Origin of the sequence: Pseudomonas kielensis, from assembly GCF_014236655.1 — a bacterium.
GTDB lineage: Bacteria > Pseudomonadota > Gammaproteobacteria > Pseudomonadales > Pseudomonadaceae > Aquipseudomonas > Aquipseudomonas kielensis.
The window spans coordinates 22,154-34,327 of sequence record NZ_JACMYG010000027.1 but is presented as its reverse complement, the minus strand read 5'-3'; the positions used below and the strand labels follow the sequence as shown (position 1 = coordinate 34,327).

16 protein-coding genes are annotated in these 12,174 nt (G+C 60.8%); 10 read left to right on the top strand and 6 right to left on the bottom strand.

What is annotated here, in order from left to right:
- Positions 1–7: 7 nt before the first annotated feature.
- Complete coding sequence (locus H7995_RS21525; RefSeq protein ID WP_166589761.1) at positions 8–910, top strand: TIGR01777 family oxidoreductase; 903 nt, start codon at positions 8–10, stop codon at positions 908–910.
- A gap of 13 nt (positions 911–923) precedes the next feature.
- Positions 924–1,952, top strand: coding sequence for a ferrochelatase (gene hemH, locus H7995_RS21520; RefSeq protein ID WP_166589760.1), 1,029 nt, complete (start codon positions 924–926; stop codon positions 1,950–1,952).
- A gap of 84 nt (positions 1,953–2,036) precedes the next feature.
- Here the strand turns inward: hemH and H7995_RS21515 are convergent, their stop codons facing one another.
- Both H7995_RS21515 and upp read right to left on the bottom strand, forming a co-directional pair.
- Positions 2,037–3,311, bottom strand: a complete 1,275-nt coding sequence (locus H7995_RS21515) for a uracil-xanthine permease family protein (RefSeq protein ID WP_166589759.1) — start codon at positions 3,309–3,311, stop codon at positions 2,037–2,039.
- A 2-nt stretch (positions 3,312–3,313) separates the two neighbouring features.
- Positions 3,314–3,952 (bottom strand): uracil phosphoribosyltransferase, encoded by a 639-nt coding sequence (gene upp, locus H7995_RS21510; protein WP_095168992.1) that lies wholly within the window; start codon positions 3,950–3,952, stop codon positions 3,314–3,316.
- A gap of 164 nt (positions 3,953–4,116) precedes the next feature.
- Here upp and H7995_RS21505 point away from each other — a divergent pair, with 164 nt between their 5' ends.
- The 3 genes from H7995_RS21505 (at position 4,117) to H7995_RS21495 (ending at position 5,635) form a co-directional block, all read left to right on the top strand.
- Positions 4,117–4,674, top strand: coding sequence for a hypoxanthine-guanine phosphoribosyltransferase (locus tag H7995_RS21505; protein ID WP_166589758.1), 558 nt, complete (start codon positions 4,117–4,119; stop codon positions 4,672–4,674).
- 121 nt (positions 4,675–4,795) lie between these two features.
- Positions 4,796–5,284: a hypothetical protein gene (locus H7995_RS21500; RefSeq protein WP_182342278.1), complete on the top strand. Its 489-nt coding sequence runs from the start codon at positions 4,796–4,798 to the stop codon at positions 5,282–5,284.
- A 63-nt stretch (positions 5,285–5,347) separates the two neighbouring features.
- On the top strand, positions 5,348–5,635 hold the full coding sequence (locus H7995_RS21495) for a PA4642 family protein (protein ID WP_166589756.1): 288 nt from the start codon (positions 5,348–5,350) through the stop codon (positions 5,633–5,635).
- A 66-nt stretch (positions 5,636–5,701) separates the two neighbouring features.
- On the opposite strand, the gene mqo is transcribed toward H7995_RS21495, so the two are convergent.
- Positions 5,702–7,210, bottom strand: a complete 1,509-nt coding sequence (mqo, locus tag H7995_RS21490; RefSeq protein WP_166589755.1) for a malate dehydrogenase (quinone) — start codon at positions 7,208–7,210, stop codon at positions 5,702–5,704.
- A 712-nt stretch (positions 7,211–7,922) separates the two neighbouring features.
- On the bottom strand, positions 7,923–8,156 hold the full coding sequence (locus H7995_RS21485; RefSeq protein ID WP_166589754.1) for a hypothetical protein: 234 nt from the start codon (positions 8,154–8,156) through the stop codon (positions 7,923–7,925).
- Positions 8,157–8,338: 182 nt separating this feature from the next.
- Between H7995_RS21485 and H7995_RS21480 the strand changes: the two genes are divergently transcribed.
- Positions 8,339–8,923 carry a YajG family lipoprotein gene (locus tag H7995_RS21480; RefSeq protein ID WP_166589753.1) on the top strand — a complete coding sequence of 195 codons (585 nt, stop codon included), beginning with the start codon at positions 8,339–8,341 and terminating at the stop codon, positions 8,921–8,923.
- Between the two features lie 73 nt (positions 8,924–8,996).
- On the opposite strand, the gene H7995_RS21475 is transcribed toward H7995_RS21480, so the two are convergent.
- The gene (locus tag H7995_RS21475; RefSeq protein ID WP_166589752.1) at positions 8,997–9,203 is read right to left on the bottom strand and encodes a hypothetical protein; all 207 of its coding nucleotides are present in this window, start codon (positions 9,201–9,203) and stop codon (positions 8,997–8,999) included.
- Positions 9,204–9,377: 174 nt separating this feature from the next.
- Here H7995_RS21475 and H7995_RS21470 point away from each other — a divergent pair, with 174 nt between their 5' ends.
- Entirely contained in the window at positions 9,378–9,662 is a 285-nt protein-coding gene (locus H7995_RS21470) for a hypothetical protein (RefSeq protein ID WP_166589751.1), read from the top strand.
- 54 nt (positions 9,663–9,716) lie between these two features.
- Here the strand turns inward: H7995_RS21470 and H7995_RS21465 are convergent, their stop codons facing one another.
- Positions 9,717–10,883 (bottom strand): 1-acyl-sn-glycerol-3-phosphate acyltransferase, encoded by a 1,167-nt coding sequence (locus tag H7995_RS21465; RefSeq protein WP_185818820.1) that lies wholly within the window; start codon positions 10,881–10,883, stop codon positions 9,717–9,719.
- A gap of 140 nt (positions 10,884–11,023) precedes the next feature.
- On the opposite strand from H7995_RS21465, the gene H7995_RS21460 reads away from it, so the two are divergent.
- From H7995_RS21460 to H7995_RS21450, 3 genes are read left to right on the top strand one after another with little or no spacing between them, the layout of a single operon-like run.
- Complete coding sequence (locus tag H7995_RS21460) at positions 11,024–11,206, top strand: CPXCG motif-containing cysteine-rich protein (protein ID WP_166589749.1); 183 nt, start codon at positions 11,024–11,026, stop codon at positions 11,204–11,206.
- A gap of 12 nt (positions 11,207–11,218) precedes the next feature.
- Positions 11,219–11,479: a putative signal transducing protein gene (locus H7995_RS21455; protein ID WP_166589748.1), complete on the top strand. Its 261-nt coding sequence runs from the start codon at positions 11,219–11,221 to the stop codon at positions 11,477–11,479.
- A 35-nt stretch (positions 11,480–11,514) separates the two neighbouring features.
- A complete protein-coding gene (locus H7995_RS21450; RefSeq protein ID WP_166589747.1) occupies positions 11,515–12,135 on the top strand; it encodes an SOS response-associated peptidase in 621 nt (206 codons plus the stop codon).
- Positions 12,136–12,174 lie beyond the last annotated feature (39 nt).

Below are 12,174 nucleotides of genomic sequence, written 5' to 3'. Positions count from 1 at the left end.
ACATGTCATGCACATATTGCTGACCGGCGGTACTGGATTGATAGGACGCCAGCTTTGCCGACTCTGGTTGAGCCAGGGCCACAGCCTGACGGTATGGAGTCGCAAGCCGGAAAAAGTGCCGACTCTGTGCGGCGCTCAGGTGCGAGGCATCGCGCGTCTGGAGGAGATCGGCCAGGCGCCGGTGGATGTTTTGATCAACCTTGCGGGGGCGCCGATTGCCGATCGGCTCTGGACCCATCGGCGCAAGGCGCTGCTGTGGAGCAGCCGGATCAGCCTGACCGAAACCCTGTTGGCCTGGCTGGAGAGCCTTGAGCAAAAACCCCGGTTGATGATTTCCGGGTCCGCGGTGGGCTGGTACGGCGATGGTGGCGAGCGTGAACTGACCGAAGATTCTCCCCCTGTCAGCGAGGACTTCGCCAGCCAGCTGTGCATCGCCTGGGAAGAAACCGCACAACGCGCCGAGGCCTTGGGCATGCGTGTAGTGCTGGTGCGGACCGGGCTGGTGCTGTCGGCTGAGGGCGGCTTTTTGTCGCGCCTGCGCCTGCCCTTCAAAGCGGGGCTGGGCGGGCCTATCGGCAATGGCCGGCAGTGGATGTCATGGATTCATATCGACGATCAAATCGCGCTGATTGATTTTCTTCTGCATCAGAATATGGCCAGCGGTCCTTATAATGCCTGCGCGCCAAAACCGGTGCGCAATCGCGAGTTTGCCAAGACCCTGGCCGATGTCCTGCACCGGCCAGCATTCATGCCCCTGCCATCGTTCGTGCTGAAGGTGGGGCTTGGTGAGTTGTCGCTGCTGCTGTTGGGCGGCCAGCGGGTGACCCCGATGCGTTTACTGGCGGCAGGTTTCACCTTTCGCTTCACTGATTTGCGTGCGGCTCTGGACGACCTGTCCAGCCGCCTTTGAAATAGGACGTTGCATGACCGATCACGCGTTGCTCCTGGTCAACCTGGGTTCGCCCGCTTCCACTCAGGTGGCGGATGTGCGCAGCTACCTCAATCAATTCCTGATGGACCCTTACGTCATTGACCTGCCGTGGCCGGTGCGGCGCCTGCTGGTGTCGTTGATCCTGATCAAGCGCCCTGAGCAGTCGGCCCATGCCTACGCCTCGATCTGGTGGGACGAAGGCTCGCCGCTGGTGGTCCTCAGCCGGCGTTTGCAGCAGGCCATGACGGCGCAGTGGACCCGGGGTCCGGTCGAATTGGCGATGCGTTACGGCGAGCCGTCGATCGAGACGGTGCTGACTCGACTGGCCGCCCAAGGCATCAAGAAAATCACCCTGGCGCCGTTGTATCCACAGTTTGCCGACAGCACCGTGACCACGGTGATCGAGGAAGCCAAGCGAGTGGTGCGCGAGAAAAAACTCGAGGTGCAGTTCGCGATTCTCCAGCCGTTCTACGACCAGCCGGAATACCTCGACGCCCTGGTGGCCAGCGCCCGGCCTTATCTGGAGCAGGATTACGATCACCTGCTGCTGAGTTTTCACGGTTTGCCGGAGCGGCACCTGAAGAAGCTCAATCCGGGTCATTGCTTTGAATGCAGTAACAGTGGCGATTGCTGCGCCGCAGCGCCGGCAGAGGTGATTGCCACCTGTTATCGCGCCCAATGCCTGCGCACGGCGGCAGACTTTGCCAAGCGCCTGGGCTTGCCGGATGGCAAGTGGTCGGTGTCATTCCAGTCGCGCCTGGGGCGTGCCAAGTGGATCGAACCCTACACCGAAGCCCGCCTCGATGAGCTGGCCAAAAGTGGCGCGAAGAAACTCTTGGTGATGTGCCCGGCGTTTGTCGCCGACTGCATCGAAACCCTGGAAGAGATCGGTGATCGTGGCCTGGAACAGTTCCGCGAAGCGGGGGGCGAGGAGTTGGTGCTAGTGCCGTGCCTCAACGATGAGCCGCAGTGGGCGCAGGCGTTGAACACCCTGTGTGAAAGGGCGCCGGTGGTTTTGTAGAGGGCCGGAAAGTATCGCGGGCACGCCTTGTTCCTGTCGGCGCAAGGGGTGCCCGCAATAACCTTCTTTCAGGCAGCAAGACCCTTAGAGCAGCGGCTCGTCCGGCTGCTTGTTCTTCCAGCCGTCATTGCCCGGCAACAGCAGGTTCAACCCGATCGCGACAATGGCGCACAGGGCGATGCCCTTGAGGCCGAAGTCATCCGGGCCGGTGCCGGTGCCGATCAGCACACCGCCGATACCAAACACCAGGGTGACCGAGACAATCACCAGGTTGCGTGCTTCGCCCAGGTCGATCTTGTGGCGGATCATGGTGTTCATGCCCACCGCGGCAATCGAGCCGAACAACAGGCACAGGATCCCGCCCATCACCGGTACTGGAATGCTTTGCAGCAGCGCACCGAACTTGCCGATAAAGGCCAGGCTGATGGCGAAGATCGCCGCCCAGGTCATGATTTTCGGATTGTAGTTCTTGGTCAGCATCACCGCGCCGGTCACTTCGGCGTAGGTGGTGTTGGGTGGGCCGCCGAGCATGCCGGCTGCCGTGGTAGCGATACCGTCGCCAAACAGGGTGCGATGCAGGCCCGGTTTTTTCAGGTAGTCGCGACCGGTCACGCTGCCGACAGCGATGACCCCGCCGATGTGTTCGATGGCCGGGGCCAGCGCCACCGGGACAATGAACAGGATCGCCTGCCAGTTGAACTCCGGTGCCGTGAAGTGCGGCAAGGCAAACCAGGGCGCTGCAGCGATCTTCGCGGTGTCGACGACGCCAAAGTAGAACGCCATGCCAAAGCCCACCAGCACCCCGGAAATGATCGGCACCAGGCGGAAGATGCCTTTGCCGAACACGGCCACGATCAGGGTGGTCAGCAACGCCGGCATCGAGATCATCATCGCCGTCTGGTAGGGAATCAGCTCGCTGCCGTCACCGGCCTTGCCCATGGCCATGTTCGCGGCAATCGGCGCCATGGCCAGGCCGATCGAAATGATCACCGGGCCAATCACCACCGGTGGCAGCAGGCGGTCGATGAAACCGGTGCCCTTGATCTTCACGGCCAGGCCCAGGAAGGTGTAGACAAAACCTGCCGCCATCACGCCACCCATGGTTGCCGCGAGGCCGAACTGGCCCTTGGCAAGAATGATCGGGGTGATGAAGGCAAAGCTCGACGCCAGGAACACCGGCACTTGCCGCCCGGTCACGAGCTGGAACAGCAGAGTCCCCAGGCCCGCCGTGAACAGCGCGACGTTGGGGTCGAGGCCGGTAATCAGCGGCATCAACACCAGCGCGCCAAACGCCACGAACAGCATCTGGGCACCCGACAGGATCTGGCGCCAGAGCGGGTCGTTGAACTCGTCCTGCATGCTCACGCGTCCTTCTGCTTGGTGCCGAAGATCTTGTCGCCAGCATCGCCCAGGCCAGGAATGATGTAGCCGTGCTCGTTGAGTTTTTCGTCGATCGAGGCGGTGTAGATGGTCACGTCCGGGTGAGCCTTCTCGACAGCCGCGATCCCTTCGGGGGCCGCGACCAGGACCATGGCGCAGATGTCCTTGCAGCCGGCTTTTTTCAGCAGGTCGATGGTGGCAACCATGGAGCTACCGGTGGCGAGCATCGGGTCGATGATCATGGCCAGCCGTTCGTCGATTTCTGGAACCAGTTTCTCCAGGTAGGTGTGCGCTTCGAGGGTTTCCTCGTTGCGGGCCACGCCCACGGCGCTGACCTTGGCGCCTGGGATCAGGCTCAGGACACCTTCGAGCATGCCGATGCCGGCGCGCAGGATAGGAACCACGGTAATTTTCTTACCGGCGATTTTCTCGACCGAAACGGTACCGCACCAGCCCTCGATGTCATAGGTTTCCAAGGGCAGGTCCTTGGTGGCCTCGTAGGTCAACAGGGCACCCACTTCCTGAGCGAGCTCACGGAAATTCTTCGTGCTAATGTCGGCGCGGCGCATAAGGCCAAGTTTGTGTCGGATCAGCGGATGGCGGATCTCACGGATGGGCATAGGGAAAGGCTCCGGCGGCGGGCAAAAAAACCGGCCTAGATTAATCTATCCGGGGTTGTTGTCCTATAGACATTCAGTACGTTAGTCCAGAAACGCTTGATTCGACCGGTCGGGATGCGTACCTTTGCTCGCTTTTCCGAATCCGCCACCCCTTGGAGAGCACCATGTCCGCTGATCTCGAGCATATCCGTCAAATCATGCGAGAGGCTGACTGCCTGTACACCGAAGCTGAAGTCGAGGCGGCCATCGCCCGTGTCGGTGCGCTCATCAACGAACAACTGGCTGACAGCAATCCGGTGGTGTTCTGCGTGATGAACGGCGGTCTGATCTTCTCTGGCAAGTTGCTCACCCATCTGCACTTCCCGCTGGAAGCTTCTTACCTGCACGCCACGCGCTATCGCAACGAAACCAGCGGCGGCGACCTGTTCTGGAAAGCCAAGCCCGAAGTCTCGTTCATCGACCGTGACGTGCTGATCATCGACGACATCCTCGATGAAGGGCACACCCTGGGCGCGATCATCGACTTCTGCAAACACGCCGGTGCCCGCAAAGTGCACACCGCCGTGCTGATCGACAAGGATCACGACCGCAAGGCCCGTCCGGACCTGAAGGCCGATTTCGTCGGGCTGCCTTGCGTAGACCGTTACATCTTCGGCTACGGCATGGACTACAAAGGCTACTGGCGCAACGCCAACGGGATTTTTGCCGTTAAAGGTATGTAAGCCAGAGCGCCTCCAGCTTTCTTGATCAGGCACTCGTTGCTCAATGGGTCGAGAAGGCTGCGTCTGGCTGCGTCGCCGGACGCCAGCTGCTACAGTGCTGGGCCCCATTCCGGAGCCCGTCATGAGCCTTTTGATCCGCAGTTGCGCCGTTCTGTTGCTGAGCTTCAGCCTGCCCCTGGCGGCCGCGCCTGCGGTGATGCACGGGCAATTTCTGCCGCCCGATGACCTGACCCTGCGTGACACCTCGCCCGAGCAGCAGCAACTGTTACAGGTCACCGAGTATTCGGTCGTGGTGGGTAGCCAGCGCCAGTCCAATCAGCAGCCGATCCCGGTGACGTCACCGGTGCTGATTCGCCTCAAGGGCAAACCCCTGAACAAGGGGGCCACCATCAGCCAGGTGCTGGTGAATTTCGACGGCGAAAGCAAAAGCCTGAAAAAGCCGATCTACGACGCCACTACCCGCACCCTCACCCTGTTTTATCCCATGGCCCAATACCGGGTGGTGCTGGACCTGTTGCGCAATGACACGGTCTATTGCCAGTTCCTCAGCTACGCCAACGGGCACATCTGGGCTGACCTGCACACAGGTGCAGTGAAGCGTGGTCGTTGAGGCATCGGGCGGGGCGGGGGTAAACTGCCTGCCCCGTGAAATGTCTGCGAGCTGGAGTCGGCAATGCGTAAAGATAAGAAGCAAGTGATTGGTGACGAGATCGGCGATGAGCAGATCAAGTTGTTCCTCGATTTCGAACCGGTTGACGCCACTTCACCGTCCCAGCACAAGTTGATCAAGGCTTATCGCGGCCTGCGCATCGATGATTTCGAGCGTTTCCTGACGTTCTTTGTCGAAGCCGGCTACGACCTGGACGGCAAGGATGAGCATGGCCAGACCTTCGTCGATGTGATCAAGGATCAGCGCAACAGCGCCGAGTACATCGAGCTGATCGAAAAAGCCCGCGGCTGAGATTGTCAGCGCCATAAAAAAACGCCCCGCTCTCGATGAGAACGGGGCGTTTTTTATGGGCGAGGATCAAGCGAAGCTTGGCGTCTCGCTGCTGGCTTCCACCAGCTCCAGGGCGACGTTGTTCTGCGCGTTGATCTTGCGATACAGCGCAGCGTCGGTTTCCAGGACTTTTTCACGCGCGGGGAAAATTTCCGCCAGTTTGCCAGCCCACTCGCCCTTGGCTTTGCCCGGGAAGCATTTCTCGATCAGCTCCAGCATGATCGAAACAGTCACCGAAGCACCTGGCGAAGCGCCGAGCAGGGCGGCCAGCGAACCGTCCTTGGCGGCGACCAGTTCGGTGCCGAACTGCAGCACGCCGCCTTTCTTCGGGTCTTTCTTGATGATCTGCACCCGTTGGCCGGCCACTTCCAGGCGCCAGTCTTCGGCTTTCGCTTCAGGGTAGAAACGACGCAGCGACTCCAGGCGTTGCTCCATCGATTGCATCACTTCGCTGACCAGGTACTTGGTCAGGTCCATGTTGTTCTTGGCCACGGCCAGCATCGGCCCGATGTTACCGGCACGTACCGACAGCGGCAGGTCCATGAAGGAACCGTGCTTGAGGAACTTGGTTGTGAAGCCGGCGTATGGCCCGAACAGCAGGGACGTCTTGCCATCGACCACACGGGTGTCCAGGTGCGGAACCGACATTGGCGGCGAACCGACCGCGGCCTGGCTGTAGACCTTGGCCTGGTGATGCTTGACCACTTCCGGGTTGTCGCAACGCAGCCACTGGCCACTGATCGGGAAACCGCCGAAGCCTTTACTTTCCTCGATACCCGAGGCCTGCAGCAACGGCAGGGCCGCGCCACCGGCGCCGAGGAACACGAACTTGGCGTCGACTTCACGGCTGCTGCCGCTGTTGACGTCCTTGATGCTGACGGTCCAGCCGTTGGCACTGCGCTTGAGACCGGTCACGCGCTTGCAGTACTTGACCTGGGCATCGCCGGCGCTGGTCAGGTGCTTGAGCAGTTGATTGGTCAGGTTGCCGAAGTTGACGTCGGTGCCGTTGAGCACGCGGGTCGCGGCGAGCGTTTCGCCAGCGTCACGCCCGGGCATCATCAAGGGCATCCACTCGGCCATCTTGGCCTTGTCTTCGGTGTATTCCATGTCGGCGAAGGCGTGGTGCTTTTTCAGCACGTTGAAGCGTTCCTTGAGGAACGACACGCCAGCGTCACCCTGTACGAAGCTCAGGTGCGGGACCGGGCTGATAAAGGATTTCGACGAGCCGAAGGTGCCTTTGCGGGTCAGGTAGGACCAGAACTGCTTCGACACCTCGAACTGGGTGTTGATGTGCACGGCTTTCTTGATGTCGACGCTGCCGTCCGCGGCCTGTGGCGTGTAGTTCAGCTCACACAGGCCGGCGTGACCGGTACCGGCGTTGTTCCACGGGTTGGAACTCTCCGCGGCCCCGGAATCCATCAGCTCGACGACTTCCAGCTTGATCGCGGGGTCGAGCTCTTTGAGCAGTACAGCGAGGGTGGCACTCATGATGCCGGCCCCAACCAGTACTACGTCGACTGCTTCGTTATGCGCCATTTAACGCGTCTCCAAAATCTGCAGCACCAAATTGTCGGCATAGCTGCCAGGAGTTACGGGGCATGCTCTGTAGAGCCCCAGGTCACCCATGGCCAGGATCGCCATGTCCGAATCTTCGCAATTTATCGCAACTTCGACAGACGTTACCTACTGGCCTCAGGGTTCCCATGAACTCATTTCAGCGCGCGGCAGGCAATTCGACTTATGGTCGATACGTCCGTTTGTGCAACCAAATCCGTAGCGGACAGGCTTCAGGCTCCGGTATTCGAGGCGTATCCGGTCCTGTGTCGTTGGGCTGTTGTAGACGCTAATGGTGCATATTCAGACGCAAAACTATTCATTTGCTCGCCACACTCTTGTGAAGTTGTGAAAACCCGTTTTTTCACGCTCTTTTGAAGACGTGAACCTCAAAAAGGGCTATCTGCGCCTGGCACCGGACCCGCGTCGAAAACGGGCAAACAGCTCAGTGGCCGAGCGTCATGACAGCTCTGCAGATTCGCGAAAAGTGGTGGTTTGCAAGATAAAACAGCAAGCTCGCCAGCTTCACTCGATCTGTGTGGGCGGCTCTCTGTGGGCGGTGCGGGGGTGCCAATACGCAGGTATCAGCGGTGCTGCGAGGCCCGATCAGGAGACGTCCTTATAATCGGGGGGAGATTGTAGCGAAGAAACGCAGGGAAATGGTCGTGTTTAATGACTTTTATTAGCCGTTCGGTCAGCCGGCCAGTGCCGAGTGCAACCTGAGGCGACGAATGCGTGGGCTAAGACGGGCGCTGGTGGGCAGTGGCTGGTGCAACCAGTGGGGGCGAATCTCGTTGATTTCGACCCAGCCATCGCCCATCGGAGGCACCTGGCAGTGTTTGAATGCCAGGCAGCGTTCGGCGCTGTCGAGTCGGGCGAAGTAACGATAGGTGCGGCGTGGAGCGAAAAGCGACCAGAGAAACTGCATGGCGATGCCCTCGTTCGGTGACGGTGTTGAAGTTAGCAGTGTGGCATGACACTCCCGTGACCGAGCAGTCGCCAGGGATGACATTGCGCAAGTCTTCAGCCGGTGTTCAGGGTCGCTGGTTTGCTGCCGGTGCCGACCGCTATACTGCGCGTCTGTCTGTGCCTGATTCTGGAGAGAAACGCATGTTGCAACGCCTGTTGTTCGGTTTGATCACTGTGACCAGTTTGACCCTGGTTGGCTGCGCCCACAGCCCGCAACAACTCGCCCCGGAGCCGAAACTGACGACTCAGCTGGCGCCGGTCGGGCGTGGCCAGCCGGTGGTAGTGCGGGTGGTGGACGGTCGTCCGTCACCGACCCTGGGCACCCGTGGTGGCTTGTACCCTGAAACCAGCGCGATCACGGTGCAGAGCGCGCAGATCCTGCCCAAGCTGCAGGCCCAGGCCGAAGCGGCTGTGCGGTTGCTGGGCTTCACCCCGACCGCCAACGCGCTGAATGCCCCGCAGCTGACGGTGACCCTGGCGGAACTGAAGTATCAGTCGCCCAAGGAAGGCATGTACGTGACCGAGGCGACCATTGGCGCGACCTTCCGCTCCGATGTGCAGAACGCCGGCCGTCGTTACAGCGGGCGCTACGGTGCCTCGCTGGACCAGCGTTTCGGCATGGCGCCGAACCAGGAGACCAACACCAAGCTGGTCAGCGATGTGTTGAGCGATGCGTTGACCCGCCTGTTCAAGGACCCGACCGTGGGTCAGATCCTGGCCGAGTAACGCGTTGTTGTAGTGCGCTTACAAAACCCGGAGCCAGTCATGGCCCGGGTTTTTTATTGTCCGTGTCAGCCCGTTACGCCGCCTGCGAATAGAAATCCAGCACGCTCACCCCGGTCAGCAGGTCGGTTTCCGGCAGGTCGGCATGCTGGTGTCCGCCCAGGGCGCAATACACCAGCCAGTGACGATCCTGGACATTGAAGGCCAGGCTGCCGACGAGGGCCTGTTGTTCGTCGGTTGCAGTGATGAGGTACAGGCGGTCCTGGTTTTCGGCGTGCAGCATGACAAGCTCCGTGTCGGTTTCGAGGGGCGACAGACTGCCGTATTTAGATGACGAAGCCGTGACGCAGAACATTAGTCAGGCAGATGTTTCGTTTTTTGTCGGAAAGCCCAGGCAGACAGTGCGGGTTTGGGTAGAATTCGCGCCGCGCTTGCCCTGTTTCGATTGAGGTCCACGATGTCTCTGCAACTCTGGTCGCTGTTTTCCGCTCATCCCGCCAAGCTGATCAACCTCCTTGCACTGCTGTTCGCCTGCCCGGGTGGTTGGCTGCTGCATTCGACCCGTCGCCGCGAGCAACAGGCGCGCGCCAGCCTGGCCGCCCAGGCAGGGCGCGCCAATACCGACAACCAGGTGCATCTGGCGAGCATCGCCACCTTGCGTATGAATCGCTTCTTCTATGCGTTTGGTTTCGCCTGCCTGGGCCTGGCGCTGCTGGTGTCATGGATCAGCACCCGGGTCTGATCCCCAGATAAAAAAAACGGCGCTCAAGGCGCCGTTTTTGCTGCAGGCAGAGCCCTACAGGGGCTGCCCGGCCTTGACCCGGTACTGGTTGCGCACGGGGGTGGCGTACTGCAGCACCAGGTACGGACGGTGCTCCTCGGGGCAAGCCGCGAGACGGTCTTGCCATTCTTGCCGGGCCTTGGCCAGTTCGTCGGCCGGGAACAGCTCGGCGGCACTCGGTACGCTCAATTGTGGGTCGGCGTCCTGCCACTGGGCGTAGGCCAGGTAGTGCACCGGGAACAGGCGATAGCCGCCGAGGATCTGCCGGTCCATCTCGATTGCCAATTGCTTGGTGTCTTCGAACCGTTCGCTGATCGGCGCGGCAAAGTTCACATGGACCCGGCCCTTGTAGCCGGTAATCCCCTTGGCGATGCTCACGTCATCCTCGCCGGGCTCCTTGGTGTAGCTGCCGGTGGTGGCGCGGATGTACAGCTCGCGAGCCTTGGCCTGGTCGCATGGGTCGTACTCGTAGCTGATCGAGACCGGCGTCAGGTTCAGCGACAGGATCACCTCGGCAAACGGCTCGTCCTTGCGGCTCATGTGGAACATCTTGAGGATTGCCGACTCGGTACGGTCGTCGCCGTCCTTGGCGCGGCCTTCGGCCTGGGCGATCCAGATCGATTGGCAGTCATTGCGAATCGAATGGTTGATGTACGCCGACAGCAATTGATACGCCGCCATCTTCTCGCGGCGACCGCTGATGGAGCGGTGCACGATGAAGCTCTTGTTCAGGCGCATCAGGTCGCTGACGAAGGGCTTTTGCAGCAGGTTGTCGCCAATCGCGATGCGCGGCGTGGGCAGGCCTGCGTGGTAGATCGCGTAGTTGACGAAGGCCGGGTCCATCACGATGTCGCGGTGGTTGGCCAGGAACAGATAGGCACTGCCGGACTTGAATTGCTCGACACCGGTATAGGTCACGCCATCGGTGGCGCGCTCGATGGTGTGGTCGACATAGAACTCGACCTTGTCCTGCAAGGCGGCAACCGAGCAGACACCGGCGAACTCACGGCGCAGGCGATGAGCTATAAGGGGTTTGAGCATCCAGCCCAGGGCGCTGGCAAACCGCGGAAAGCGAAAGTGGGTGAGGATATCTAGAAACGCCTTGTCGCTCAGCAGCCGTGCCAGCACCGCTGGGACTTCGCTGTCGTCGTAAGGTCGGATGGCATCGAATTCGCCCATCATGCTCTCTTGTTAGAAACGGCTAGGGTAAGTAATGGATTGGATCAAATCCACACAGGGTACGGTCTGAAAAGTCAGCTCAAACAAAAATAGCCCTGCAAATAGACCGGCGATTATACGCACAAGTCACTTGGGAGACCGTGATGCTGGAAACCGAGCGCTATGAATGCCCTTATTGTGGTGAGGACGCCGAAGCGGTTCTGGATTTGTCCGGGGGCGACCAGACCTATATCGAGGACTGCCCGGTGTGTTGTCGGCCGATAGTGTTCACGCTACAGACCGACGGTCGGGAGTGGATGCTCGAAGTTCACAGTGAAAACGACTGAGGAGTGCCCTCTATGCAGCGCATCTACGAGCCGGAAAACCTGATGGAGGGGGAGTTGCTGCAAGGGATGCTGGCCAGCGAGGGGATAGAAGCCCATCTGGTGGGGCGTGATTTGCTCGGGGCTACGGGCGAGTTGCCGGTGTACGGCCTGCTGGGCCTGGCGGTGGATAATGATCAGGCGCAATACGCCCGCGAGCTGATCGCCGCGTACAATGCGGCGTTGCCGATGCCCGGCGACGAACCGGATAGCTTCCCGGACGTGCTGGTCTGTTAGGCTGACGTTCGTTTGATCAAGAGTCGTGTTGCCCCATGTGTGGACGTTTTGCCCTGTTTCGCTGGAATCCCGCGTTTGCGGCCTTGCCCGGATTCCCGGCCGATCAGCAGGCGCAGTGGAATATTTCGCCGAATGCTTCGGTGCTGATCCTGCGTGCCGAGGCCGGTGAGCGCACGCTGGCACGTGCCCGTTGGGGTTTGACACCGCCTTGGCTGACCGACCTGTCGAAGACGCCGGCCCATGCCCGGGCGGAAACCGTCGCCGAACAACCGATGTTTCGCGAGGCCTTCCGCCAGCGGCGTTGCCTGCTGCCGGCCAACGGTTTTTACGAGTGGCGCGGCACCCACCGCAAGCGCCCGTATTGGCTGACCCCGGGCGAGGGATCGTCGCTGTTTTTTGCGGCCATCTGGGAAGCCTATCCGGTGCAGGAACAGCTGTGGTTGAGCACGGCGGTGATTACCCAGCCGGCAGCCAGCCAGCGGCGTCCATTGATTCTCGATGCGGCGGGCCAGCAAGCCTGGCTCGACCCCCAAACCCCGCTGCATGTCCTGCAGGCACTGCTCGCCAGCGAACCCGTCGTCCTGCGCGAGCGGGTGCTGGCGAACCTGGTCAACGATCCCAAACTCAATGCCCCGGAGTGCCTGACCCCCGGTTGAAACGCTGCATCGGATTTCACTCGGTCAATGATGGATAAC